This is a genomic window from Bacillus nitroreducens (assembly GCF_964021195.1).
In genome coordinates this window covers 2,015,979-2,041,973 of record NZ_CAXHYI020000003.1, presented here as the reverse complement: position 1 = coordinate 2,041,973, position 25,995 = coordinate 2,015,979, and the positions used below count along the sequence as shown (strand labels likewise).

The following is a 25,995-nucleotide window of genomic DNA, read 5'->3' as shown; positions in this document are numbered from 1 at the left end:
CTACCCCTTTACAGTTCACTTCTCTAGGACCAAAAATGTCTGAGACCCTTGAAATATTACTTTCTTCAAAAAATATTTTCTTATGTATTTTTACTATGCTTATTATTGTCGAAAAAAAACGTCGGGAATCGTCGAAATCTTTATCCATAAATTGGTTGATTACTAGTTTTAAAATGTTTAATATAAATATTGTAGGCGTTTTCAAGAAACCTATGTTGCTAGATACATATTAAAAGGAGGAAGAAAATGAGCCAATTAGTTTTTGCGTTACGAGAAAAGGTTGAATCATTTCTAAAAGGAACAAAGAAGCTTTATATCAACGGTGAATTTGTTGAGAGTGCTTCAGGTAAAACCTTCGAATCCTACAACCCTGCCACTGGTGAAGTATTAGCCACCGTTTCAGAAGCTGGAGCAGAGGATATTGATCGTGCAGTAAAAGCTGCTCGAAAAGCCTTTGATGAAGGTCCTTGGTCAAAAATGACTGCAGCCGAAAGAAGTCGCATTATGTATAAACTGGCAGATTTGATGGAGTTACATAAGGATGAACTTGCACAATTGGAAACACTTGATAATGGTAAGCCGATTCGTGAAACATCAAATGCAGATATTCCTCTAGCAATTGAACATATGCGTTATTATGCAGGATGGTCTACAAAAATTGTGGGGCAAACAATACCTGTAAATGGACCATTCTTTAACTATACTCGCCATGAAGCCGTTGGCGTTGTCGGACAAATTATTCCATGGAACTTCCCACTGTTGATGGCAATGTGGAAGCTTGGTGCTGCTCTAGCAACAGGATGTACGGTCGTATTAAAGCCTGCTGAACAAACACCTCTTTCTGCTTTATATTTAGCGGAATTAATGGAAGAAGCAGGATTCCCAAAAGGGGTTATCAATATCGTTCCTGGGTTTGGTGAAACAGCTGGCCAACCACTTGTTGATCATCCACTAGTTGATAAGATTGCCTTTACTGGATCAACTGAAGTTGGAAAAATGATCATGGAAAGAGCTTCTAAATCACTTAAACGTGTGACACTAGAATTAGGTGGAAAATCACCAAATATTATCTTACCAGATGCGGATCTTTCAAAAGCTATTCCTGGTGCATTAAATGGGGTTATGTTTAACCAAGGCCAGGTTTGTTGTGCAGGATCACGTGTGTTTATTCAAAAGAAACAATTTGATAATGTTGTGGCAGATATGGCAAGCCATGCCGAAAAGATTAAACAAGGGGCAGGATTACATTCCGATACAGAAATTGGACCGCTTGTTTCAATTGAACAACAAAATCGTGTGTTAGGATACATCGAAAAAGGTATTAATGAGGGAGCAGAACTAGTAGTCGGTGGTCAAAAACCATACGAAGAAGGGTACTTCGTTTCCCCTACTATTTTTGCAAATGTGAAGGATGAAATGACAATTGCGAAAGAAGAAATCTTTGGCCCTGTTATTTCGGCGATGCCTTATGATGACCTTGATGAATTAATTGCTCGCGCAAATAATTCTGATTATGGTCTTGCTGCAGGTGTGTGGACGCAAGATGTATCAAAAGCTCATTATATCGCGAATAACCTTCGTGCTGGAACTGTATGGGTGAACTGCTATAATGCATTTGATGCAGCTTCACCATTCGGTGGATATAAGCAATCTGGAATCGGACGTGAAATGGGATCCTATGCTCTTGATAACTACACAGAAGTTAAGAGTGTTTGGATTGCAATGAACTAATTAAGTAATGCATACAGTGCAGGATGTATAAACATTTAAGGCGAGAACCTTTTAAGGTTCTCGCCTTTTTTGCATTAATAAGTCGTTACATTCTGCTTTGGTGTCTGTTGTTTCGGCAGTCTCACCTTATAAATTAAGTCTATCAATCTAGAGCTTATAAATTGACTTACTAACGCATAAATGATGATTCTCCAATCTACTACAATTCCAGTAGTAAGCAGGATCGAACCATTAATCGCAAATAACGTCTTTCCAGGCGAAAACCCTTTAAGTTTAGAAATAATTAATGCTAATATATCCATTCCACCTGATGAGGCACCCATTCGAAATAATATCCCAATCCCTACTCCAAAAATGACCGAACCAATAAGTAAATCAACGATTACATATGAAATGGAACTTGTTAAAATTGGTGTGATAATCCGAATAGTAAGTGCTGTTACTGTGACACAATACAACGTCCAAATGGCAGGACCTTTCCCAAGCCACTTTATAGCTGCAAATAATAGGCCAGCATTTAATACCCATAACGTAATATCAAAAGGTATTCCTACTACATAGTTAAAAAGCACTGCAACGCTTGCCGCACCCCCAGTGGGAATAAAATGAGGTAGTAGAAAAGTAGCCATTGCGAACCCTTGTATAATTGCAGCAATTCCAAGCATTAAAGCTTTGTAAATCAATCTCATGATAACAACTCCTAGGGCGAATCCTAAATTATTATTTTAATGATAGCACCACTAGGAAGTGCAAACAATCATTTATTCCCATCAAACCTGACAAGCTTATCACACGATTTAGTTTGATATTTGTCAAACCAGTATCATATCATTTTTATTTTAAATGGGAATGATGTGTTCATTTAATTAATAAATGTTTGCACTTACGTATCTTTCAGGATATCCACGATACGTCTTTCTTCATTTAACAAGCATTTCACTAAAATTTGTTTAGACTGGTTGTAAAATGACAGCAAGTAAAAAGCCTGCTTTACCTTTTGTTAGTTGGTAAGCAGGCCCTTTTTCTTTTTGATTAGTCTTTCCAAATAATTTCACCTGATTTTGTTGTAGGATCGATTTCAACTTCGAAATCGTGTTTTTCATAAAAATAGACAAGACGATCCACATGATCCCAATCTCTTTCAGCGATATCACCAGTTATGACAGGAATGTTTTGCTCACGAGCAATTTCTTTTAAATGACTCATACAAATGGACCCATAACCTTGATTAGCAGGTCCTTTAATATCCCCAATGTGGATAGCATTATCCTCGTCTTTGTACTGTGCATGTAGGGTAAAATCCCATTTCCCTTTGTAGGCAGATTCACACTCGTTCACCATGATTTGACATTGATTACCGTCATCATAGGCCGAAACAATGACCCATTTTTCATCCTTTGATTGATCAATCCCGATCACTTGATGTTTTTTTGATATCTCCTTAATGTTGTCTTGCATGCGATAAAGTTGGAATTGTAAATCTTCTAACTCTTGTTTGACCTCTGACGGGCTCTTATTCAGATCCTCTTTCATTAGCAAACTTTGAAAATACATTTCAAACACCTTTCATTGAATATAATAATATTGGCCCACATGAAGTGGGTAACAAAATATTGCCAATGGATATGGCTTATTAAGACGTAAAACCTTTGCTTTACTTTAATTTCCAGATATATGTTAAAAGTAGGAATTGTTTACTTTTCTAACAGTAAACATACAGTTTCCGATTATACAAGACTTATAGTTTTTTTGCAAACTCAGTATTCCTTTGTCATAATCTTATCATCGCCTTATAACATTTATGTAATATGTTTGTCATTTTATTATGTTAGGATAACTTCTAGAGTAGGACAATAGTCTTGCGAAGGAGGTAGGATACATTGAAAATCTCAACTCTTAAAAGGAAAAAATCAATCCTTATTTATTTTGTTACTGTTCTATCTATTATGGGAATCAGCATCTTTGCTACAATTCATCACTCAAATGCTGAAACGTTAAATAAAAAGAACGAACACGTACAGGAAATAAAGAAAGAAAATATAAATGATCAAGAACCACAAAGTCAGCCCGTTCAAATGGCTTCAGAAAGTTATAATGTCGAACAAGAAAATACCATTACAGGTCCTGAACTAGACAAGCATTTAAAGGGGAACTTAAAAGGCTTAGGACCTAATTTTGTAAAGTCAGGCGATGAACATGATATTGACCCAATCTTTTTAGCAGCATTAGCTGCTCAAGAAACAGGTTGGGGAAATTCCGAAATTTCAACTTCTCCTTGGAATAATATTGGTGGCATTACTTGTATGCCAGAAATTTATGCGGATATTTTTGGTGATGAGTATCCTAATCCTGGATGTCAGGAGTTGGTTGAGGGTGGAACCAATTGGCAAAAGTTCCTTTCAATTGAAGACAGTATTCACTTTAAGGCTATTTATTTGAAGAAATATTATGTTGAAAACGGAAAAGAAACAATCGGTGAAATCCAAACAGTATATGCACCAAGTGAAGCAGCCAATGATGCAACTGGTTTAAATCATCACTGGGTAAACAATATTGTATCCATCATGAACAAAGTGAAGGATGAACAAGTTTTATAATTAACCTAGACTGACCACACTTATTTAGACTCGTCATATAAGTGTGGTCCTTTTATTCTTATTTGGGTTCTCTCAAGATCTTCTCCATCGCTTTACCTTTCGCTAATTCGTCGATTAACTTGTCCATATATCGGATCTCCTTCATTAGTGGATCTTCAATTTCTTCTATACGAACACCACAAATTACGCCTTTGATCAAATCACGTGAAGGATTCAGTTTGGGAGCTTCTGCAAAGAATGTTTCAAAATCTGTTTTCTTTTCGATTTGGAATTGTAACTCATCTTGGCTATACCCTGTTAGCCACCGAACGATTTCATCAACCTCTTCTTTCGTGCGGCCTTTTTTCTCTGCCTTCGTAATATAATGGGGATAGACGCTTGCAAAACTCATTTTATATATCCGATGTTTAGTCATCATACATCCTTCCTATTACAGTATTCTTTCTTATAGTTCAAAAAATAGTTACTTATATAAGTAAATCTACATTAGTTGAGAATTTTCAACCTTTCGAACGTGATAATAAACTTGTTTCTTTGGCGCTCACTTGCTGAAGAGTATTTTACTCTACCTAAAAGTATAAAACATTTCCGTTACTTTTAGGTAGAGTTTAACTTATAAACAAAGAATGATGATGTAAATTCCGATACCACCAACAATCAGAAGTGCTCCTACGAAATCATGAATCTTTAATTTATCAACAAAATCATATCTATTTAATAAAGACATTATTATATAAATAATTAAAATACATAATATAGGTTCAACGATGTCTTTTAAAAGGTATTCAAATTCGATCCAAAAGGTCAGACGCATGAAAATTCCCAACAACACCATCGCTACGAAAAATCTTAGGGGTATATTCTTTCTATAAATTCCTACCGCAATTCCCTTTTTATTAAGGTAATATATACCGATATTCAAAATGATAATGGTAATGAACATATGTAAGAAATACATAAGCCACTCTCCTTGTTTCTACCAACTGTAACCGTCAAGTAGTATTTAACAGTTTTTAATAAATAAGTCTAAACAGGTTTCATCAATTAAGATTCAACACTTTGATATCCCCTACCTAGTCTTCAAACTAGGTAGGGACATGGCATCTCCTTTTTCTAAGATTCAATACTTTGATCCGAGAATAGTGTTTTCCTGTACTTCATCCTAATACTGTCCTGCTCATCACTAAAAGTTAATATTTCACTTCGATGGAGAAGACGGTCCAAGATCGCAGTCGTAAGCGTTGTATCGCCAAGGAATTTCCCCCATTCACCAGGTCCTTTATTGGATGTAAGGATGAACGCTGCCTTGTCATACATTTCATAAATGAACTGAAAGAATAGATGAGCGTCCTGGGGTTCATATGCCATATACATGACATCATCAATGATGATTAGGTCGGATTCGATGATGCGCTTGTATCTTGGTTTAGACTTACTGATGTACTCTCTTGATTTTAATATATAGATTAAGCGATCCATTGATATGAAAGAAACTTGGTATCCACTCTCGATAGCGTGTACACCTAGAGCTGTTGAAAGAAAAGTTTTGCCAACACCCGTTGGCCCCATCATTATCAGGGTGAAACACTCATCAACCCATGTTAGCTGCTTTAATATATTTAGTTGTTTCTCACCAACCGCACTCTGTTCTTCTAAGCGGAAGTTCTCAAATGTCAGAACTTCGGGGAACTCTGCCCACTTCATTAGTTTTTCGCTATTCTTTCTCTCCCTACAGCTTAATTCATGACTCAGAATCTCATGGATGAATTCATGATATGTCCATCCTTTAGCTTCTGCTTCTCTAAGAAATTTTGGTAACTCTTTTGCTGTCTCTGCTAAGCGTAAGGAACGACACTTGTCCTGAAGTATTTCGTATGGTTGGCTCATTTGTTCCCATCTCCTTGAAGAACACTGAAATAGATATCCTCTTTTCGTTCAGGAGCGACTAGATCCTTATATTTATCATTCAAAGATATATTGTCCTTTCTTTTCTTACGGCCTTGAATTTCTAGGGAGTGGGCGATATCCCTTAAATCATTTGCACTTATCAATCTTAGACGCCTCATTTCAAGAATTGCATCTTCAATGAAAGCAGGGTATTTCAAGATAACAGATTGCACCACTTTTAATTGATCTACTAAATGACGAGGGTAATTTTCGGTTAGCAGTTCAACTAGCCATTTCACAGATTCTTTATCATCTAACATATTTTCAATTTGCTGTATTAAAAGATCTCGTTTAGTCTGACTACGCTTCCTATGGGAAGGATCCGAGATAACCTCTCCACTTCCTTCTGCAATTTTATGCTTGGCCAAAACTTGTCCATTTTTCTGCAGGCGGATATATAAATGATTCTCATTACTTTCGACATAAGCGATATTGGTGGCACCTTTTCGAAATGTACCGCGAGGTACACTGTATCGATTACCATCGAACCGAATGACATTGTCTTTGTTAATAGTTCTTGTTATACTAGAATCGAAGATATCTTCAAAAATATAAGTACCTGAGACTTTTTGTAAGTGTTGCTTTTCCAGGGCGTACACTTCAACTGGTCTCTTTTTTGTATTATGATGAACCTTATAGTTTCCAGTACGCTTCAGCCATTTCATACTAGAATTCTGCCAATCTACTAAATTATCAAATGTACGATTTTTCGCAAAATTATTTTTTACATATTTTACGACCTGTTCAATTTTCCCTTTAGACTCAGGGTCAGATTTTCTACATAGATAGACTTTGAACTTCCTAGTCTGCTGATACTTAGTAAACTCCTCTGTCATGATAAGATCTCCTGCATTCTCGCTAACCGTCAGTAAACGATCTTGGTCGTAGACTATTTCTTCGGACATTCCACCATAAAAACGGAAAGCATTCTCGTGCATTCGGATAAGGTCAGAAGTCCGAAACGGTCGATCCAGCCACTCCACATATTTGTATCTTGAGTGCGCTAGTACGAATCCTATAAAATAAAGCCGCTTATATTTCCCATCCGTTGTAGGTAACCTTTTTTGACCAAAATCAACTTGAATTTGCAGCCCCATAGGTAGTTCTGGAACTGTACTATAATCACGTTCAGAAAGCACTTTAGGTATATGGTAGGTTTCTCGTAACTCATTCACATAATTCCTTACCGTTCCCTCGGTGACTGAATTGACATCTAGTTTTTCCTCCAGCCAGTCTAATACCTGAGCTCCTGAAAGGTCTGGATGTTCCTTGAGCCATCCCAGAATCTTCTCCCGAAAGGGATCCAACTTTTTACTTCTACTTTGTAAAGATATTGCGAATAAGAAAAATTCGTCTGGTGTCATTTTTACGTAATCAATCACCCTATTTCTAGAAATCTTTAATTTTCTGGCTATCGCACTGTTAGAAAACCCTTCGCTGCGAAGCCTATGAATTTCGTTGTATATTGTCAACTTTTCCACTTCCTTGTTCCTCACTTTCCATAGACTACTTCAAGTATATAGAAAGTGTGTTATTTCAGGTTAAACTGTTGAATCTTATTTGTTGAAATTTGTTTAACCTTATTTGTGGAAAACTGTTAATTCTAGTTTATCGTTTACACCAACATTTACACAAGCCTCTAATTACTACAGATAACTTATGAAATTCCATACACTAAGCGATAATCCTGCTTAGTCAACAAGGAAAAATAAAATTGAACTTTATAACCTTTTCACTCGTATAATCTTCAAAAGCAAAATGTTATTGAATAAGAATGAGGGTGTAAGTTATGACAGAGCTTTTTATATTTTGGATTGCTGCATTAGCTGGAGCAATCGCGGTTATGCCGTATCAATTTAAATTGTTACAGGGAAAAATGGAAGAAGAGAAACGATTGAATCCAACTAAAAAGGTTCCTTCTCCCCCAGTTCTCGCCATATTAAGTATCATTCAAAGTTCGGTTTTATTAGGAATTGCTTCATTGGTTGGAACCAAATTAGCGTCAAAAGTGGATTTACATTGGTGGCTACTAGATCACTGGTTATATGGATCAACTGTTCCTTATCCCATCCTGGTCACCATCTTACTTAGCATTATTTTCGGTGTCATAGTATCAATCCTCATTATTGGATTGGATATAGGATTTATGAAAAGAATTTCTAAAGTAGAGATGGAAGAGCCTTCAAAATGGCAGTCATTCCTTGCTTCTTTTTATGGAGGGATTTCAGAGGAAGTATTAACCCGCTTATTCCTGATGAGTTTGGTGGTTTATGCGTTAGACCTTATAGGGATTGGAGAGTTTAGGTATTGGATTGGGATTGTGGTTGCTGCCCTTCTTTTCGGACTAGGGCACTTACCTGCCGCTTTTGCACTTTTAGGTAAAACAAAAATGATTTTTTTCCGAACGATTTTACTTAATACCATTCCAGGAATCTTGTTTGGCTATTTATATTGGAAGTTTGGAATCGAAATTGCAATGGTCGCTCATTTTACAGGGGATATATTTTTACATGTGATTTTGGGACCAATTGCAAGAAAAAAGCTAGCACATTAAGCTCACTAAATTTTGTGGGCTTTGTTTTTTCTCACCGAAATGTGTTCGAAGTAATACAATAACAAAAATGATTTAATGAGAGAGGAGGTATACGATGTACTATTATGAACCTTGGATGATGCGCTCGCAGCAGAAACGAACGAATCATTCCCAATCTAATTCATACAGATTGAAAGTTAGTGGAGAGGGAATTGTTACGACCGTTCCGAATTCTGCGACGATTACAATTGGAATTATCACGGAAAGTAGTACCGTCACTGAAGCACAAAATGAAAATAACGAGAGATCAAGCATGGTGATTGAGTCTCTTTTAGCACTTGGGATACCTAATGAAAATATGAAAACAAGTGATTTTCGAATCGAAATACTTTACGATTATGAAAACTCAAAACAAACATTGAGGGGCTACCGTGTGATTCATATGTTACAAATTTCTAATGTAGATATCCAAATGGTTGGAAATATTGTAGACACAGCTGTTCAGAACGGAGCAAACACTGTTACAAGCATTGAGTTCACTGTCTCGGATCCACAAACATATTATGCAAAGGCACTTGAAAATGCTGTTAAGGATGCTCAAAATAAAGCACGTACCATTGCCAATCAATTAGCTGTACACCTACAAGAAGTCCCACTTCACATTCAGGAATTATCTCACCAGCCACCACCTGTCCCATACCAAACCGCGATGTTTGCCAAAAGCGAAGCAGCCACACCTATTCAACCAGGGGAATTAACGATAACAGCTAGGATTGAAGCGACGTTTACTTATGTATTTTAATTTTCGAATGATGATTCATGTTTTTAATAGTTAAACTAAAAATAGATCTAATTAGTATTGGACCTAATTAGATCTTATTTTTGCCATTTAATGATGATTACCATTCTTTTGGCTCATAGTTTAAGTCTCGGAATAGTTGAGTTCGTTCTTTTTTGGATAAATCCCTCCATTGACCAGGAGGTAGATTTCCTAAATGGATATTCATAATTCGGATTCGTTGCAATCGATAAACATCATATCCTAATTCAGCACACATCCGTCGAATTTGACGATTTAACCCCTGTGTTAGAATAATGTTAAAATCATATTTTGATAATTGTACAACTTTACATGGAAGTGTTTTTGTTCCTAATATTTTCACACCCTCGGACATTTTCTTCATGAATTCAGGAGTAATTGGCTTATCTACTGAAACAATATATTCCTTTTCATGCTTATTTTCAGAACGCAGTATCTCGTTTACGATGTCACCGTCATTCGTTAGAAGTATTAAACCCTCAGAATCCTTATCCAGGCGCCCAATATTAAATATTCTTAATGGATGGTTGACTAAATCAACAATGTTTCCCTTAACACCTTTTTCAGTTGTGCTCGTAATACCTACTGGTTTATTTAAGGCAATATAGACATTATTCCTTGCCACTCTTACTGGATTTCCATCTACAATAACTTCATCACCAGGTTCGACTTGGCTCCCTATTGTTGCACGTTTGCCATTAATTGTAACTCTCCCGTCAGCAATTAATTTATCGGCACCTCGTCTAGATGCTTTACCAGATTCACTTATATATTTATTAATACGCATGCCTACACTTCCTTAATATAGCGATTCATTATTTGTACAGATACTAACTATACTTTATTTTTACGTTGAATCACAATCACTTTTTTAAAATTAATGTTTAATCATTGTATAAAAAATAAGATCAAAATCAAAATGCTGAAGAACCCGTTGCTACACGCTTTTTTATAGTTTAAACGGTATATAAAAGGAATATACAGGACTTAACAACCTAAGAACAAACTAGTTAAAAAGAAGAAATAAATGATTTAAATCGCTGCTTGTTTTGACGATTTACAAGTCCTATGTTCAATTTATGAAGACTTTGTAACTTGATAGAGCCATTTGAATGTTAGGTTGAATCTTAAGGTTATAGGAGTTACAAACTAGTTATTGAGGGATGTTGTTACAGTGTGTTATTGCTTTACCGATTCCTAGCCAAATACATAAAGATACACCCTACCTAGGGTGTAATTATTAGAACTATCATAAAATATCTCTTTAATATTTACATCTTAATCTATTTCTATTAAATCCCACGATGTAATAATTCCTAATGGTTTTTCATCCATTTTCCCATTTTCGGTAATGATGACTGCTTCTAGCTTTTTACCATGCGCATGACGTTTTTCAAACATATCCTCAACATCAAAAATATCTCTTTTTTCATCAACAAAATCGATAAGGTGTTTCGTTTCGTATGGAATGACCTCTCCTACTCGAATATTAGACAAATCAATCGTGTCATTAGACAGCTGTTTTGCCATCCATTTTATCACAGCTCCAGATGTTAGAATGCCGATGCATGTACCGTCTTTAAAAATAGGAAACTTTGTATATGTATTTGTATAAATCGCTAGGATTACATCTTTGATTGAAGAATAATAATTAAAATAGACCACAGGACTATTGGAAATGGATAATGCGGTAACTGGCTTTTCTAAAATTGATGCAATTTCTTCAATACGATCCACCACTTCTTGATGAGGCTCTGCAATATAGAAATCAGCACGTAACTTTTCATGAACAATGGCATTTCGAAGCTTTGCAAATTGAAAGAGTTCATCTTTATAGGAACGAATAATAGCATGTCTTTTCGAGCCATGCGCAACTAATTGAGTAAATATATTTCCATTCACGTTCTTAACCATTTTGCTTAATGCCTTATGAATCCGATTAAAGGCTACCTCAAAACGCTCAGATAGATCAATTTCAACTGTTTCCACTTTTGTCCCTCCCACTCATCATTATACTAGAGTTGGAGAGAAATTCAGATAGAAAAAAGTAGCCTCGTGTTTTCTTGGCTACTTTTGGATATTATTTATTCTCTTCTTTCTCAACTACTAAATCAAAATATAGTTGCCGTAAGACATATGTTTTATATGTCTCTAATTTTTTCCGCTCCACAGGATGATGATAGATCCCTTTTTCCTTTAATGCTTTCACATACCAACCCTTTGACCCTGGATAAGCCATTTTAAGTTCCTCCTCTTATTATGTGTTGTCCTATATGTATGCTTAAAATAGAAAAAGAATGACTGATAGAGTTTGAGAATGTTTATTTTTATTGAACGGCTGTAACCTTTTGATAATCTATACGTCTAATATTTTGAACGTTTTCATTTCTCTCTTGCCTCTGATTACTCTCTCATAATTAGGGGCAAATTTTTTCCCTGTCTCCTCTTTCATTAATAGATGAAAACCTCTAGGGCTTCCTAGAGGTTTTTCCTTTGTATGAAACATTAATAAATACAAATAGTATAAATAAGAGGTGATTGTGTGAAGAAAGTGACGATTAGTTGGATCATAACATGGCTAGTGATCGCATTTTTTCTTTGCTCATTCTTTTATTTCAGTTCCGATATTTTTGAGAAATTCGTCAAAGGATTTTGGGATTAACAAAAGCTCCCTTGAATTAAATGGGAGCTTTTGTTTTTACAATTCTTCTAACTCAGTGACTGGAACTACGTTTTTTTCGTGTTCCCTCCCCTTTAGGTGTACTGTGCACGTATTCCCCAGTTCATCACAACTATCTATCCATACAGAAACTCCTTGATAATGAACGGTTATTTCATTTGAGGAAGATAATATTTGCTTTGCTCTACGAATATCCATTTTCTTTCACTCCATTAAATAGTATTCTTTTTCAACAATAGTTTCCGTCTCAATAGGAACTTTATGCAAAAATGAATACTTTTTGTACACACTATATAGAAAGGAATGGAAAAAGGAGTAAGTGTATGAAATTAAATGAAAACGAAAAGAAATCACTTAGTGATTCAATTGATAAACTTAATGAGGGCTTAGATGTTGTCATTGGACTTTACAATGAGGCTGAAGAGGATAAGCCTCTAATTGAATTTGAGCCAGAGGTGATCGAGGCGATTGAAAAAGCCAAAGAAGCCTTTGGTGATGAAGAGATTACTCGAAGAATCAATACGATTATTAAAGAAATATTTGCCTTTCTACCAAAAGATGAAACGAAAAAATAAGACACAGACCAACCATCTTTCCGAAAGGAGTGGCATGATTGTTAACGAGTATCTTAGCATCTTTTTTTAGACGTTTTTTGATTGCAAAATTAATTGGAATTGTTATATTGGTTATTATTTTTTTCGGTACGATCATTCATCTCATTGAACCAGAGAATTTTCCAACCATATTTGATGGAGTGTGGTGGGCAATTGTAACTGCGGCAACAGTAGGATATGGTGATTACGCTCCCTCGTCTTTTTTGGGAAGGATTGTTGGCATGTTCCTTATTTTTGTCGGTGTTGGTATTGTAACAAGATATTTTGCTGCTATCTCAACCACCGCTTTTGTGACACAAAATGCCTATTTAGAAGGTACATCTGATTTCTATGGAAAGAAGCACATCATTATTGTTGGATGGAATGAGCGTGTACGAGAAACAATTACATTCCTTAAAGCACCAGGGTCTGATACAGAAATTCTTTTAATTGATGATTCTTTAGAAAAAAATCCAATGCCAGCCAATCACTTTCACTTCATTAAGGGAGACCCAACCCGTGATGAAACTTTAAAGAAAGCAAATATACAGGATGCAGAATTGGTCCTTATAACAGCTGACCAGGGCAAAGACGAGGTCCACGCAGATATGCTTTCCATTCTTACCCTCCTTGCAATAAAAGGGTTGAATCCAAGCGTTTTTACGATTGTGGAAATCCTAACGACGCATCAAATCCAAAATGCAAAACGTGGTGGTGCAGATGAAATAATTCAAACAAACAGGATTTCAAGTCTAGTAATGGTCAATAGTATTTTGTCACACGGAGTGTCTGATGCACTACTAGCTATGTTGGTTGATTTGAAGGGTGGAAAGCTTCAATACTTAGAAGCTACATTTGATCTTATAGGTTTGAACTTTCAAAAAGCCAGTGAGGTTTTATTAAAAGAAGGGAAAATCTTAATCGGGATAAAACGAGAAGAAGAAATTTCTATTAATCCTCCTCTTTCTCTTGAGATCAGAAAATGCGATCAAATCTTAATCATTAAAAGCTAAAGGGATTCCCATAATAGGAATCCCTCTTTATATATTTTAAAGTTTATAGTCGTTTTTCTAGTTCAGCTTTCTTTTCTTCAAAACCTGGTTTGCCAAGTAATGCAAACATATTAACTTTGTATGCTTCAACTCCAGGTTGATCGAATGGATTTACACCAAGTAAATAGCCGCTCATTGCACATGCTTTTTCGAAGAAATACACAAGGTATCCAAATGAATACTCGTCCATTTCTGGAACATTTACAATAAGATTTGGTACACCCCCATCAGTATGAGCAAGCATTGTACCTTCAAACGCTTTTTTATTAACAAATTCAACAGATTTTCCTGCTAGATAGTTTAATCCATCTAAATCATTCTCTTCTGCTTCAACAATTAGCTCATGACGGGATTTTTCAATGTTAATAATTGTTTCAAATAAATCGCGACGGCCTTCTTGAACGTATTGTCCTAAAGAGTGAAGGTCTGTTGAGAAGTTGGCAGATGATGGGTAAATTCCTTTTTGGTCTTTCCCTTCACTTTCTCCGAATAACTGCTTCCACCACTCTGAGAAATATTGTAGTCCTGGCTCATAGTTGATTAACATCTCGATTGTTTTCCCTTTATTATAAAGAACATTACGAACCACTGCATATTGGTATGCAGGGTTTTCCTCAAGCTCTGATTTAGAGAAATCAACACTCGCTGCTTGTGCACCCTTCATCATTTCCTCAATATTTGCACCACTCACGGCAATTGGTAACAGTCCAACAGCAGTTAATACTGAGTAACGGCCACCAACGTCATCAGGAATAACAAATGATTCATAGCCTTCTTCATTTGCCAATGTTTTTAGTGCACCACGTGCTTTGTCAGTCGTTGCAAAGATACGCCCACGAGCTTCTTCTTTCCCGTATTTTTCAATCAACAGTTTACGGAAGATACGGAAAGCCAGTGCAGGTTCCGTTGTTGTTCCTGATTTAGAAATGACATTAATTGAAAAATCTTTTCCTTCTAGTAAATCCATAAGGTCCTTCATATAAGTAGAACTGATGTTATTTCCTACGAATACGATTTGTGGAGTTTTACGCTGTTCCCTTGATAAAGAATTATAGAAAGAATGGTTTAACCAATCAATTGCAGCTTTTGCTCCTAAATAAGAACCACCGATTCCAATGACAAGTAAAATATCAGAATCTGACTTGATTTTTTCAGCACTTTTTTGAATGCGTGAAAATTCCTCTTTGTCATAGTTAGTAGGAAGGTCTACCCAACCTAAGAAATCACTACCTGCGCCAGTTTTTTCATGTATGGAATGGTGAGCGACCTTTACCGCATCACGTAGATATGTAATCTCATGTTCTCCAAAAAATGATAATGCTTTAGAATAATCGAAACGAACATGTGTCATTTTTAATACCTCCACCCTTTTTTTATAAAAACCTCTTTCCACTGTAACCAAACTTTTCTGATAAATCAAGACTACCGACTCACTGTAAGCGCAACCAACAAAAACTTTTTTTCATTTGTTTCATTTTTCGCTTTTTCACTGGGTTTCTTGGTTAGTTATTTGTAATTGCGCTTTATTTTGAGACGAGAACTTTATCTAGCCCCATTTGCGTTTTCCTTTTGACAAATGCGCTTTAGCTCAATGTACATGCCCCTGTCAAATAGACAGTTTAAAAACGCACAAAATTAAGCTACCTGAGTCCTATATTCAACAGGACTCATTTCTAATTTCGTTTGAATACGTTTATTGTTATAATAGTTAATGTAAGCTTCTACTGCTTGTCGTACTTCAATTACTGTTTCAGGTTGGCTGAAACAAAGCATTTCACATTTCAAATGCCCAAAGAAGTTCTCAATACATGCATTGTCCCAGCAGTTGCCTCTGCGGGACATAGATTGGGTAATACCCATATCTTGTAGTCGCTTCATATACCGATGGTTTGTGAATTGAGTGCCTTGATCGCTATGCAAGATCGCTCTTTTCTCAAACCCTCTTTTTTTCAGGTCATCTAATGCCCTATATACTAGTTTCATCCCCTGATTCGTTCCGATTGAATAAGCAACGATCTCCCCATTGTATAGATCTTTTATTGCACATAAATAGATCCATTTCTGAAAACTTTTTTTCACTTCAATATACGTAATATCAATCGCTAATTTAATTCCTGGTCTTATCGCATGAAAATTTCTATCCAATATGTTCGTTATTATTCCATTTGGTTGAGGTCTATTTTTGAACCTTTTTCTGCGAATTTTACATTGTATTCCATATTTGCGCATGATTCTTGAAATACGTTTCTCATTTACAATCAAACCATATTCTTTTTTCAATAAAAGTTTGATTCGCTTTCTACCAACAGTTCCTCGATGATCTGTAAATATCTTATGGATATAAAGAAATAAAGACTCATCAATCCTATCCTGATTATTGTTTCCATTCCTTTTTAACCATTTATAATAACCAGAACGTGATACCTTCGTTATTTCCACCAATTTTATTACTGGATATTGGGTTGAATACGCATGAATAAAAGCGTATTGTTCTTCTTTATCGTTCACCCCCTTTTTAGACGCAACAACTTTTTTAAATATTCATTCTCCAACTTTAGTAATTCATACTTTTCTTCTAACGTTTTTGCCTTCTTACTCTTCCCCTGACTATTCGTCCCCCTTGCATCGTTTAAGGCAGAATACCCCTCGGCTCTAACCTTCTCTACCCAATCATATACTCTACGTTGATTTTTAATCTCGAATTTCTTAGCTAATTCAGCAGCTGAATGTCCCTCTAAAAACATCTCTACAACTTGTTTCTTTAAATCATATGAATAATTATTTTGAATTCTCATTTTATACACTCCCCCTAAACTAATGTAACACTAGAGAGTGCGTTTTTCTAAAATTGTCTACCATATAGGTACAATAACACAATGAATTACGCTTTACTACCACTAGAGAAATACAACAAAATAAAAAGCCCATACAAGTAGTATGAGCTTTTTTATTAATAACCATTATAGAGATGCTTTAAGAATTTCTAGTGCATCTTGTTTACCTAATACTTTGAAGCGTCCAAACTCACCGAAAACTACAGTTTTTTCAGCCATAAGGTCAAGCTTTTCTTCTCCTATACCGTAATCCGCTAGTCTTGATGGAGCACCAATTGCTGTCCAAAACTCTCTTAGCTTCTCGATACCTTCAAGTGCGATTTCGCGATCGGTTTTGCCTTCCGTTTCTACATTCCATACCCAAACAGCCAATTGTTTGAAACGATCTACGTTTTCATCCAAAACATGTTTCATCCAATTTGGGAATAGAATCGCTAGTCCACCACCATGAGGAATATCATACACAGCCGACACCGCATGCTCAATATTATGAGTTGCCCAATCTCCACTATAACCCATATTTAACATCTTATTTAACGCAAGTGTTCCATTCAGCATAATGGTTGCACGATAATCATAGTTTTCAAGATCATTGATTAATTTTGGCCCTGTCTCGATTACCGTGCGCAGGATGGACTCACACCACTGGTCTTGTGTTAACGTGTTAGGTTCATGGTGGAAATAATGTTCTAGCACATGGGACATGATATCAACCATTCCATATACGGTTTGGTCCTTAGGTAAGGTAAACGTATTAACTGGATCAAGTATAGAAAACTTAGGGAATACAGCAGGACTTCCCCACCCATACTTTTCTTTCGTTTCCCAATTGGTAATGACTGAGCCTGAGTTCATTTCGGAACCAGTCGCTGCAATGGTTAATACTGTTCCTAAAGGAAGTGCATCGGTTGCCACCGCTTTACGGGTCATAAAATCCCATACATCCCCATCGTATTTTGCGCCAACTGCTATTGCCTTTGTACAGTCAATAACACTTCCTCCACCAACTGCTAGCAAAAACTCAATTTTCTCTTGGCGACAAATTTCAATTCCTTTTCGGACTGTCGATAGACGTGGGTTTGGTTCTACACCAGCTAACTCATGAACTTCAGCACCAATTTCCTTTAGTAATGAAATTACTTGGTCATATAAACCATTTCTTTTGATACTTCCGCCGCCATATATAAGCAATATCTTTTTTCCATACTGCGGTACTTCATTTTTAAGTTCTTCCAATTGCCCCTTACCAAAAATTAATTTAGTCGGGTTATAGTATGTAAAGTTTTCCATATACTTCGCCTCCTTATGAAAATTATGGCAAATTTCTTAATAAGTTGTAAAGCGAGAACTACTATATATTGTTTCCAGATTATACAAAAAAAAGAGGCAATAGTAATAATCGCCTCTTTTCGATATTTCTTAGTTAAAATTTGATTGTTCAATCCATTCCTCAAGCTTATCTTTTAATGTGTTGAAACCTTGCGGTGACTCTGATTGAGCTTGTTGTGCTTGAGCTGGACGTTTTTTTGGTTTTGCTGTACGCTGTTGTACTGGCTTTTCTGGTGCTTCTTGTGTTGCACGAATTGATAGCCCGATTTTACCTGCTCCTTCATCAATTGATAAAATCTTAACATCAACTTCATCGCCAACTTTTACATGTTCGTTAATATCTTTAACAAAGCCATGAGTTACTTCTGAAATATGAACTAAACCTTGTGTATCTTCGTCTAATGCAACAAATGCTCCATAAGGCTGAATACCTGTAATTTTTCCCTTAACAACGCTTCCTACTGCAAACTTTTCTGTCATGCTATCCAACTCCTAAAACTTTAGTTTATACACTTTTATATACGCAATAAATAATTATACCACAGAATGACCATATGTTCAAAAATAATCTTTTTACATTCCTTAGAGTTGCCATTATGAGATGAATTTATGAAGAAGGGATTATATATTTTTATCTGTTATGTAAGGGGTTAACACTGGAGTTAGTTGGGTATACTAGATTCAAAGGCTTTCTAGTATTCCCCCTTTTGTATGTTGGACAAAACCAAAACTGGTTTTGTCCATTTTTTGATTTAAAGAAGGTTATTTTTTTTCAAGAAACGATCCATACGTTTTACTGCTTCTTGCAATTGTTCAAGTGATGAAGCATAGGAACACCTGATATACCCTTCTCCACTTTCTCCGAACACATTGCCTGGGACAACCGCAACTTTTTCCTCAATTAGTAAACGGTGCGCAAATTCTTCAGATGACAGACCCGTTTCTTTAATAGATGGAAATGCATAAAACGCGCCACCTGGCACATGGCATGATAGGCCTATCTCCTGTAATGAAGAAACAAAGTAGTTTCGGCGTTGACGATAGCTTTTTCTCATATACTCTACTTCAGAAAGGCCATTTCGAAGTGCTTCAATTGCTCCATATTGAGCCATTGTCGAAGCACACATCATTGTATACTGATGAATTTTTAACATGGCTTCTGATATCATACTTGGCGCTGCTGAATATCCTAATCGCCAACCAGTCATGGCGAATCCTTTTGAGAATCCAGATACTAAAATTGTTCGCTCAAACATACCAGGAATGCTTGAAAAACTCGTATACTGTCCTTCATAGGAAAGCTCTGCATAAATTTCATCCGAAATTACGAGTAAATCGTATTTTTCCACGATTTTTGCTATCGCTTCAAGCTCCTCCTTCTTGAGCATCGTACCCGTAGGATTATTTGGAGAACAAATAATGATAGCCTTTGTACGCTTTGTTACAACTCTTTCTATTTCTTCAGGCTGCAACTTAAATTCATTTTCACTTTTCGTGTGTACGGGTATTGGTACTCCACCAGCCATCGTGACAATCGGTCCGTACGCGACAAAAGTTGGTTCCACAATGATTACCTCATCACCTGGGTCAACGATTGCACGTAAGGCCAAATCAATCGCTTGGCTCCCTCCGACAGTGACAATAATTTCTTTCTCAGGTGAATATCCAACACCAAAGGATGTATGTAAATATCGAGAAATTTCTTGCCTTAATTCTAGTAGTCCCGCATTCCCAGTGTACGAAGTAATGCCCGATTCGATCGATTGGATGCTCGCTTCTCTGATGGACCAAGGTGTTACAAAATCTGGTTCACCCACCCCCAAAGAGATTACACCCTCCATCGCTACCGCTAGGTCAAAGAATCGACGGATTCCTGATGGCTTTAATTCTTGAACTTTTTTAGAGAGGTATTGAGTTGTCATGGTGTCACCACAATCCGTTTGTCTTCATCACCCTGGTCAAAAATCGTGCCATCATGCTTATATTTTTTCAAAATAAAATGCGTTGTGGTAGATAGCACTGAATCAAGGGTTGAGAGTTTTTCTGAGACAAAAGAACCGACTTCTGACATCGTTTTTCCTTCGATTACAACAGATAAGTCATATGCACCAGACATTAAGTAAACTGATTTTACTTCTTTAAAATGGTAAATACGCTTAGCAATCTCATCAAAGCCAACACCTTTTTTAGGAGTTACCTTAACATCAATCATCGCAGTTACACCTTCGTGACCCTCAACTTTCTTCCAGTCAACGATCGTGGTATAGTCGACGATGATTTTTTGATCTTCTAACTTTTGAATAATTCCTTCAACTTCCTCGACATTTTTTCCAACTAACTTAGCGATTGTTTCTACAGGAAGTCGTCCATTTTTTTCGATAATCTCAAGTATTTCAATCTCATTTTCCTGTAATTGCATTAAGGTCACCCCTACTATATATTTGAATGTATACGCATTAATAAGTCTTAAAACTCCCACCTTAAAAGTCTATCAGGGTCATTTTTGCCCGTAAAAACTGATTATTTGTGTGGGACGCAGGCAAACAAACAATAGGGAATGAAATAATCCCCACTGAATATTCACTTAATAATGTCATTTATTATACCAGAGATAAACTTTTTATCCATTCAAAACTTTAAGAGTTTTTTCATTTTCATAGGGAAAAATATGGATAAACTGTTTGTTAGGATGTGTTTCTTATGGATACGATTAAAATTAAAGGAATCAATCTTCATTATGAACTTTATGAACAACCTGAAAATAAGCCAGTGTTGGTATTGTTACACGGTTTCTTATCTTCTTCATTTAGTTTTCGGAGACTGATACCATTATTAAAAGATAGATATACCATTCTGTCAGTAGACCTCCCTCCATTTGGTAAAAGTGAAAAATCAACACGCTTTACCTATTCGTTTTCTAATATAGCATTTGTAGTTTGTGATTTAATACGCTCATTTCATTTTTCAAAGGTACATGTAGTTGGACATTCAATGGGAGGCCAAATATGTTTGTATATGGCAAAGCAAGCACCCAATTTAGTCGAAAAAATAGTTTTATTATGTAGTTCTGGATACATGAAAAGAATGCCTAAATCATTAATTTACTCCTCATACCTCCCTTATTTTCATTTTATCGTTAAGAGGAAACTCGCAAAGCAGGGTGTCCTACATAATCTACGAAATGTTGTTCACAACCATGAATTAATAGATCAAGAAATGATCGATGGGTATACAGAGCCATTTTTAGATAATCGGATTTTTATGGGGTTAACAAGGATGATTCGTCATCGTGAGGGCGACTTACCACCCGAGGAGTTATATAAGATTTTGCATCCTGTCCTGTTAATTTGGGGCGAAAAAGATCGAGTTGTACCCATTTCAATTGGAAGGAGACTTCATCAAGACTTACCAAATTCAACTTTTGTATCTATAAAAGATACAGGACATTTGGTTCCTGAAGAATGTCCCGAAAAGGTGTACGAGTATATTTTGAAGTTCATTGGATAAAGTAATAAGCCCATTTTTTTGGTATAGCGCAATTATCAAGTTTAAAACACATTTAATACTCGTTATTGACGCATATTGTAAAGATTACGCAATAGTAAACATTAAAAACAGCCTATCAAAAAAAGATGTGGCACCGCGAGGCAGCTGAAAAACTTACGTTTTTTATAGGTGATTAAATTGATAAATCAAAAAAGACGACTAAAATTCATTTTTGAATTAAAAGTCGTCTTTTTTATGCATATGATACCATTTCACCCTGGGTTATTACCCTGATAGTTTTAAAATCCGCTTTATATTTACCGTAAATATCGCCATGGCACCTTGTAATTCCATGCCAATTAGACCCGAGGATTTCGCTACATCATACCCGTGTCTGTGTTTTAATTCGCTATTTAATATTAAATCAAATGTACATACTGAACAGATGGAATTTCAGGAAAGTGACTATTTTAAAGAAAAATCCAAAGAGCGTTATAAAATAATACCTTGTTAACTAATGTTGATTGGAGCGGAAGGCACGAGACTCCTGCGGGAAAAGCGTGGCCAGGGGAGACCCCGCAGGAGCACAGCGACGAGGAGGCTCCCGGACCGCCCGCGGAAAGCGGCTGCAGCGGAAATCAACACCAATTTTGGAAAGGGACTTTTTCAGTGCCCTCGGCACCGCCCCCATCTTTTTATAATTCACACGTCGCATTATTTTTTATAGTTAATAATTTAAGGGCCATATTCTCACACTCTTTGAGTGGAATGATTTCCTCGAAAGAGAATTCGTATATAGACTGTATTTTTCTCGCTACTTTTGTTAGCTCATCACATTGATGCACCACTTGCAATACATCTACTGCTTCTGTTTCATAGGAACCTACTCCATATCCTAGTGGATCCCATTCTTGAAGCAGGATCATCATTTGTATGTTAGCTTGCTGATTTTCCATACGAATCACCTATCGCTATTTGGTTATATTGTCCTTTTCTTGATTTAAACGCTTCTCTAATTCTTCTGCTTTTGCTTGTTCCTTTTTCGAATGCTTGATAAATAAGCGAAACACGATAATCGCAACAATGACACAAATAACTAATTTTATTGTGGCTGGAATATATTCAGATTTATCTTCAGGGAAATATAGAAACATGTTCAATATTTGTAACAATAGCATACTTACACACCTTTCAACCGTTCTTCATAACAATCACAAACATTATAACACAAGATGTGTTTCAGATGCTTGTTAGATTCCCATCAGGTATAATGAAAAGAGCTAGAATTTTCGAAAAAGGAGTGACTGAAATGTCAGATGGATTTAACATAGGTGACATCGTAACGGGGATTTATAAAACAGGAAAATATATCGGGGAAATTACGGCCATTAAGCCTGAACATTACCTTGTGAAGGTTAAGGCTGTCTTAAGACATCCGATGCAAGGAGATATTCATTCTCCTAAAGAGGTCAATGTCCCTTTATTTCAAGAGCGAAGAGCACTTGCTCTTAACGAACAGACAAATATTCCGAAAAAGATGGTTCGTGCATTTTCAGAGGATGTTCCTGATTATAAGACCTCCTTACGAGAAGCAGTGGATAAAATCATGAATGAGTTGGAAGCCGAAGGAACCGAGTGGGCTAAACGCAGTCTTGAAAACATGAAAGTACTGGAAAAGGACTATTTTAAATAATAAACTAAAAACCTACGTTATGAACTGACCCGCCAAAATGGGACTTAGAAAAAACACCTATGCTACCTGACGTCCATATTCAATTGGAGCCAGGTAGTTTAATTTTGCCTGTATTCGTTTTTCGTTATAGTAACACATATATTGATTCACAATCTCAATTACTTTAATATTAGTGATAGAAGATCTTCTATGGTCTTTGAATCCTTCCGACTTTAGCGAGGAGTGAAAGGATTCGATTACGGCGTTATCATGGCAGTTTCCTTTACGGGACATGCTTGTGATAATGCCTTTTTCTCTTGCGAAATTTTGATATGCATAGGATGTATATACTGATCCTTGATCACTATGCAATAGAACTTTTTTAGGTCTTCGCTTTTTTATGGCCTCTCTCAATGTACTTAATACAAAGTTCGTATCTTGTACTGAACTTACCGTATAAGCGACTACCTCGTTATTATACAAATCCATTATTGTTGATACATAAAGCATAGAAGAGCCATATGGTAGGTATGTAATGTCAGTTACCCACTTTTCATTGGGTCTTTCTGCCTTAAAGTTCCGGTTAAGAATGTTGTCCACAATAATATTACTTTCCCCATTGATATGTTTCTGTCTTTTTACTTTAATCTGACATTGAAGATTGAATTTTTGCATTATACCTTGTACAGTCTTGCGATTAACCTTAATGCTATAACGCTGTTTTAGAAGAGCTTTAATTTTTCTATGTCCATAATGATATTTAGTCTCTTCGCAAAGGTCGATTATAAGCTTTTCTAATTTTTTTGGCCCTCGATTAATGTATTTCTTTTTCCAACGATAAAATGTAGATTTTGGTATTTCTAGAACACTGAGTATATCAATTATTTTATATTTTTTTGATAACTCCTCTACCAATTCAATAACTACTTGCGGAACCAGCTCCTTTCGAGTTCTTTGTACTTTTTTAGAATTTTAATTTGCATCTGAAGATGCTTATTTTTGTTGCGTTCTATTTCAAGTTCATCCTGGCCTTCTGGACCTTTTCCATAACTGTACTGTTTTCCAATAGGCTGTTCAAAACGATAGCTTTCCCCATTACGATCCCAGCGCATCCATGTCTTTATTTGTGAGACATTCTTTATCCCCAATTCATTCATAATTTCTGAGTTTGTAAATCCATTCTTTTTCATTTCTATTGCTTTTACTTTAATCTCTGATGGATAATGTACCTTTTTCCCCATATAAAAACACCCTCCATAAATATCGATTAGTTATTAACTAAATTCGATACAGGGGGTGTTTTTTCCTTGTCTCATTTTACTGGGTCACTCTATTAGCTATACGTAGGTTTTTTCATTTTAATATACCCGCTTAGCTCCTACATAATATTTGGACCAATACGAATTATCCATTGATACAACATTAATTCCCTTTGAGGATGTAGCTGAAATAAAATTGTTATTCCCCACATAAAAACCAACATGAGAAATTCGACCTGTATTATTAACTGCAAAGAATACAAGGTCGCCAGGCTCTAAGTTTGCTTTTGCAACAGGAGTCCCCATCGTGAAGTAGCCTGCTGAAGTATTACGAGGTATATCAATTCCATGTCTAGCGTGCATAAATGAAACAAAACCTGAACAATCAAAACCAACCGTTGTTGTTCCTCCCCAAAGATAAGGAATTCCGATAAAGTTATAGGAATCATTCACCAAATCTTGAAGGACTTGCTCTCGATTTTTCACACTTTCAGCCTTTGTATTTCCAGATACTTTTAAGACCTGACCGATTGAAAGGCTATTACTAGAAAGATTATTCATGTTTTTAAGGTCCGTCACGCTCATATTATGATTTTGTGCGATACGATACAATGTATCTCCTTCTTTAACCGTATATGTAGCACCTGCTACATTTTGCTGAGGAGTATCTGCTAGATTTAATGTTTGACCAACATAAATCATTGTTGACGCAAGGTTATTCAATTTCATTAGTTGATTAACTGTCAAGTTTGCTCGTTCTGCTATCGAATACAATGAATCCCCAGGTTGAACGGTGTATGTTACCCCCGTAATTTGAGTCGACTCTGGTGCTGTGCCAATAACCTGTAAAGTTTGTCCGACTTGAATCGTGTTTGTAGTTAAATTATTTAATTGTTTTAATTGATCAACACTCATGTTATATGAGTTGGCGATCGAATAAAGAGTATCACCTGGAGTTACTGTGTAAGTTGCTGTATTTTTGGGAGGCTCCGCTGTACTTATTACTAGTGTTTGTCCAGGATAAATCATATCACCTGTTAAATGATTCAGTTGTTTAAGTTGGGACACCGAGAGATTGTATTGTTTTGCAATTCCAAATAATGTGTCCCCGCTTGCAACAGTATGATTTGTTTGGACACTAGTTTGATTATTGCTTGCTGCTTCTACCTTAGAAGATTGATTTCCCCCTGCTAAAGTGACAGTAGCAATTACCATTGTACCCATCATCACTTTTACAAAATTAGGATTAAGGTTAGGGACTTTTTCCTTTAAATATAGACGAATACTTTCATTAAAGTGAAGTTTTTTTCCATGTTCTGGGGTACCAAGTTCACTTGAGAACTCTGGTAAATGTGGATCTATATACAAGCGTATCGTCTTTTGATTTTCAATTTTATGACCTATAAACATCGAGAACACCCCTCCTTTTCCAATTAGGATATCCTATCGGGGTGCGATTATT

29 protein-coding genes are annotated in these 25,995 nt (G+C 36.1%); 8 read left to right on the top strand and 21 right to left on the bottom strand.

Translation table 11 applies throughout. The features are described from left to right. Nucleotides 1-246 precede the first annotated feature (246 nt). Nucleotides 247-1,731, top strand: a complete 1,485-nt coding sequence (locus ACWPVE_RS13710; protein ID WP_453994231.1) for an aldehyde dehydrogenase family protein — start codon at nucleotides 247-249, stop codon at nucleotides 1,729-1,731. A gap of 74 nt (nucleotides 1,732-1,805) precedes the next feature. Here the strand turns inward: ACWPVE_RS13710 and ACWPVE_RS13705 are convergent, their stop codons facing one another. Both ACWPVE_RS13705 and ACWPVE_RS13700 read right to left on the bottom strand, forming a co-directional pair. Next, nucleotides 1,806-2,420, bottom strand: coding sequence for a YitT family protein (locus ACWPVE_RS13705; RefSeq protein ID WP_453994229.1), 615 nt, complete (start codon nucleotides 2,418-2,420; stop codon nucleotides 1,806-1,808). A 343-nt stretch (nucleotides 2,421-2,763) separates the two neighbouring features. Further along, nucleotides 2,764-3,285, bottom strand: coding sequence for a hypothetical protein (locus ACWPVE_RS13700; RefSeq protein WP_453994227.1), 522 nt, complete (start codon nucleotides 3,283-3,285; stop codon nucleotides 2,764-2,766). 326 nt (nucleotides 3,286-3,611) lie between these two features. Between ACWPVE_RS13700 and ACWPVE_RS13695 the strand changes: the two genes are divergently transcribed. Further along, nucleotides 3,612-4,328, top strand: coding sequence for a glucosaminidase domain-containing protein (locus tag ACWPVE_RS13695; RefSeq protein ID WP_453994225.1), 717 nt, complete (start codon nucleotides 3,612-3,614; stop codon nucleotides 4,326-4,328). Nucleotides 4,329-4,386: 58 nt separating this feature from the next. On the opposite strand, the gene ACWPVE_RS13690 is transcribed toward ACWPVE_RS13695, so the two are convergent. The 4 genes from ACWPVE_RS13690 to istA all read right to left on the bottom strand — a co-directional run bounded on the left by ACWPVE_RS13690 (nucleotide 4,387) and on the right by istA (nucleotide 7,756). After that, nucleotides 4,387-4,743, bottom strand: coding sequence for a DUF2200 domain-containing protein (locus tag ACWPVE_RS13690; protein ID WP_453994223.1), 357 nt, complete (start codon nucleotides 4,741-4,743; stop codon nucleotides 4,387-4,389). 198 nt (nucleotides 4,744-4,941) lie between these two features. Beyond that, nucleotides 4,942-5,286 (bottom strand): hypothetical protein, encoded by a 345-nt coding sequence (locus ACWPVE_RS13685; RefSeq protein WP_453994221.1) that lies wholly within the window; start codon nucleotides 5,284-5,286, stop codon nucleotides 4,942-4,944. A 155-nt stretch (nucleotides 5,287-5,441) separates the two neighbouring features. After that, nucleotides 5,442-6,215 carry an IS21-like element helper ATPase IstB gene (gene istB, locus ACWPVE_RS13680; RefSeq protein WP_453994219.1) on the bottom strand — a complete coding sequence of 258 codons (774 nt, stop codon included), beginning with the start codon at nucleotides 6,213-6,215 and terminating at the stop codon, nucleotides 5,442-5,444. Beyond that, nucleotides 6,212-7,756: an IS21 family transposase gene (gene istA / locus ACWPVE_RS13675; RefSeq protein ID WP_453993281.1), complete on the bottom strand. Its 1,545-nt coding sequence runs from the start codon at nucleotides 7,754-7,756 to the stop codon at nucleotides 6,212-6,214. The genes istB and istA overlap by 4 nt, the downstream gene beginning before the upstream one ends. Nucleotides 7,757-8,064: 308 nt before the next feature. Between istA and ACWPVE_RS13670 the strand changes: the two genes are divergently transcribed. Beyond that, nucleotides 8,065-8,829 (top strand): CPBP family intramembrane glutamic endopeptidase, encoded by a 765-nt coding sequence (locus ACWPVE_RS13670; RefSeq protein ID WP_453994217.1) that lies wholly within the window; start codon nucleotides 8,065-8,067, stop codon nucleotides 8,827-8,829. A 94-nt stretch (nucleotides 8,830-8,923) separates the two neighbouring features. Further along, the gene (locus tag ACWPVE_RS13665; RefSeq protein ID WP_453994215.1) at nucleotides 8,924-9,610 is read left to right on the top strand and encodes an SIMPL domain-containing protein; all 687 of its coding nucleotides are present in this window, start codon (nucleotides 8,924-8,926) and stop codon (nucleotides 9,608-9,610) included. A 97-nt stretch (nucleotides 9,611-9,707) separates the two neighbouring features. Here the strand turns inward: ACWPVE_RS13665 and rluF are convergent, their stop codons facing one another. The 4 genes from rluF to ACWPVE_RS13645 form a co-directional block, all read right to left on the bottom strand. Beyond that, a complete protein-coding gene (gene rluF / locus ACWPVE_RS13660; protein ID WP_453994213.1) occupies nucleotides 9,708-10,415 on the bottom strand; it encodes a 23S rRNA pseudouridine(2604) synthase RluF in 708 nt (235 codons plus the stop codon). Nucleotides 10,416-10,906: 491 nt separating this feature from the next. Further along, the gene (locus ACWPVE_RS13655; protein ID WP_453994211.1) at nucleotides 10,907-11,617 is read right to left on the bottom strand and encodes a CBS domain-containing protein; all 711 of its coding nucleotides are present in this window, start codon (nucleotides 11,615-11,617) and stop codon (nucleotides 10,907-10,909) included. A gap of 91 nt (nucleotides 11,618-11,708) precedes the next feature. Further along, the gene (locus ACWPVE_RS13650) at nucleotides 11,709-11,867 is read right to left on the bottom strand and encodes a DUF2639 domain-containing protein (RefSeq protein ID WP_453994209.1); all 159 of its coding nucleotides are present in this window, start codon (nucleotides 11,865-11,867) and stop codon (nucleotides 11,709-11,711) included. 459 nt (nucleotides 11,868-12,326) lie between these two features. Further along, nucleotides 12,327-12,506, bottom strand: coding sequence for an H-type small acid-soluble spore protein (locus tag ACWPVE_RS13645; protein ID WP_453994206.1), 180 nt, complete (start codon nucleotides 12,504-12,506; stop codon nucleotides 12,327-12,329). A 125-nt stretch (nucleotides 12,507-12,631) separates the two neighbouring features. Here ACWPVE_RS13645 and ACWPVE_RS13640 point away from each other — a divergent pair, with 125 nt between their 5' ends. Together ACWPVE_RS13640 and ACWPVE_RS13635 are read left to right on the top strand one after the other, a co-directional pair. Next, nucleotides 12,632-12,883, top strand: coding sequence for an atypical membrane-integrating protein (Mistic protein) (locus ACWPVE_RS13640; RefSeq protein WP_453994204.1), 252 nt, complete (start codon nucleotides 12,632-12,634; stop codon nucleotides 12,881-12,883). A 38-nt stretch (nucleotides 12,884-12,921) separates the two neighbouring features. After that, nucleotides 12,922-13,914, top strand: coding sequence for a potassium channel family protein (locus ACWPVE_RS13635; protein ID WP_453994202.1), 993 nt, complete (start codon nucleotides 12,922-12,924; stop codon nucleotides 13,912-13,914). Between the two features lie 43 nt (nucleotides 13,915-13,957). On the opposite strand, the gene ACWPVE_RS13630 is transcribed toward ACWPVE_RS13635, so the two are convergent. The 7 genes from ACWPVE_RS13630 to ACWPVE_RS13600 all read right to left on the bottom strand — a co-directional run bounded on the left by ACWPVE_RS13630 (nucleotide 13,958) and on the right by ACWPVE_RS13600 (nucleotide 20,535). Next, a complete protein-coding gene (locus tag ACWPVE_RS13630; RefSeq protein WP_453994200.1) occupies nucleotides 13,958-15,304 on the bottom strand; it encodes a glucose-6-phosphate isomerase in 1,347 nt (448 codons plus the stop codon). A 284-nt stretch (nucleotides 15,305-15,588) separates the two neighbouring features. Beyond that, nucleotides 15,589-16,461: an IS3 family transposase gene (locus ACWPVE_RS13625; RefSeq protein WP_453990196.1), complete on the bottom strand. Its 873-nt coding sequence runs from the start codon at nucleotides 16,459-16,461 to the stop codon at nucleotides 15,589-15,591. Beyond that, nucleotides 16,458-16,748 carry a helix-turn-helix domain-containing protein gene (locus ACWPVE_RS13620; RefSeq protein ID WP_453990198.1) on the bottom strand — a complete coding sequence of 97 codons (291 nt, stop codon included), beginning with the start codon at nucleotides 16,746-16,748 and terminating at the stop codon, nucleotides 16,458-16,460. Before ACWPVE_RS13620 ends, ACWPVE_RS13625 begins: the two co-directional genes overlap by 4 nt. Nucleotides 16,749-16,913: 165 nt before the next feature. Further along, nucleotides 16,914-18,077 (bottom strand): iron-containing alcohol dehydrogenase, encoded by a 1,164-nt coding sequence (locus ACWPVE_RS13615; protein ID WP_453994198.1) that lies wholly within the window; start codon nucleotides 18,075-18,077, stop codon nucleotides 16,914-16,916. A 129-nt stretch (nucleotides 18,078-18,206) separates the two neighbouring features. Then, nucleotides 18,207-18,596 carry a S1 domain-containing post-transcriptional regulator GSP13 gene (gene yugI / locus ACWPVE_RS13610; protein WP_453994196.1) on the bottom strand — a complete coding sequence of 130 codons (390 nt, stop codon included), beginning with the start codon at nucleotides 18,594-18,596 and terminating at the stop codon, nucleotides 18,207-18,209. Nucleotides 18,597-18,868: 272 nt separating this feature from the next. Further along, nucleotides 18,869-20,038: an aminotransferase gene (locus ACWPVE_RS13605; RefSeq protein WP_453994194.1), complete on the bottom strand. Its 1,170-nt coding sequence runs from the start codon at nucleotides 20,036-20,038 to the stop codon at nucleotides 18,869-18,871. Then, the gene (locus ACWPVE_RS13600; protein ID WP_453994192.1) at nucleotides 20,035-20,535 is read right to left on the bottom strand and encodes an Lrp/AsnC family transcriptional regulator; all 501 of its coding nucleotides are present in this window, start codon (nucleotides 20,533-20,535) and stop codon (nucleotides 20,035-20,037) included. Before ACWPVE_RS13600 ends, ACWPVE_RS13605 begins: the two co-directional genes overlap by 4 nt. Nucleotides 20,536-20,816: 281 nt before the next feature. On the opposite strand from ACWPVE_RS13600, the gene ACWPVE_RS13595 reads away from it, so the two are divergent. After that, nucleotides 20,817-21,623, top strand: coding sequence for an alpha/beta fold hydrolase (locus ACWPVE_RS13595; RefSeq protein ID WP_453994190.1), 807 nt, complete (start codon nucleotides 20,817-20,819; stop codon nucleotides 21,621-21,623). A gap of 674 nt (nucleotides 21,624-22,297) precedes the next feature. Here the strand turns inward: ACWPVE_RS13595 and ACWPVE_RS13590 are convergent. Both ACWPVE_RS13590 and ACWPVE_RS13585 read right to left on the bottom strand, forming a co-directional pair. After that, nucleotides 22,298-22,558, bottom strand: a complete 261-nt coding sequence (locus ACWPVE_RS13590) for a DUF1871 family protein (protein WP_453994188.1) — start codon at nucleotides 22,556-22,558, stop codon at nucleotides 22,298-22,300. 15 nt (nucleotides 22,559-22,573) lie between these two features. Further along, entirely contained in the window at nucleotides 22,574-22,780 is a 207-nt protein-coding gene (locus tag ACWPVE_RS13585) for a hypothetical protein (RefSeq protein ID WP_453994186.1), read from the bottom strand. Between the two features lie 131 nt (nucleotides 22,781-22,911). Here ACWPVE_RS13585 and ACWPVE_RS13580 point away from each other — a divergent pair, with 131 nt between their 5' ends. Beyond that, complete coding sequence (locus ACWPVE_RS13580; RefSeq protein ID WP_453994184.1) at nucleotides 22,912-23,295, top strand: kinase-associated lipoprotein B; 384 nt, start codon at nucleotides 22,912-22,914, stop codon at nucleotides 23,293-23,295. Nucleotides 23,296-23,352: 57 nt separating this feature from the next. On the opposite strand, the gene ACWPVE_RS13575 is transcribed toward ACWPVE_RS13580, so the two are convergent. Both ACWPVE_RS13575 and ACWPVE_RS13570 read right to left on the bottom strand, forming a co-directional pair. Beyond that, nucleotides 23,353-24,515, bottom strand: a protein-coding gene (locus tag ACWPVE_RS13575; protein ID WP_453990671.1) for an IS3 family transposase whose coding sequence is annotated in 2 segments (ribosomal slippage) — nucleotides 23,353-24,242 and nucleotides 24,242-24,515 — 1,164 coding nt in all. Because the reading frame shifts where the segments join, the coding sequence is not laid out codon by codon here. 117 nt (nucleotides 24,516-24,632) lie between these two features. Then, nucleotides 24,633-25,943: a LysM peptidoglycan-binding domain-containing protein gene (locus tag ACWPVE_RS13570; protein WP_453994182.1), complete on the bottom strand. Its 1,311-nt coding sequence runs from the start codon at nucleotides 25,941-25,943 to the stop codon at nucleotides 24,633-24,635. Between the last annotated feature and the right edge of the window lie 52 nt (nucleotides 25,944-25,995).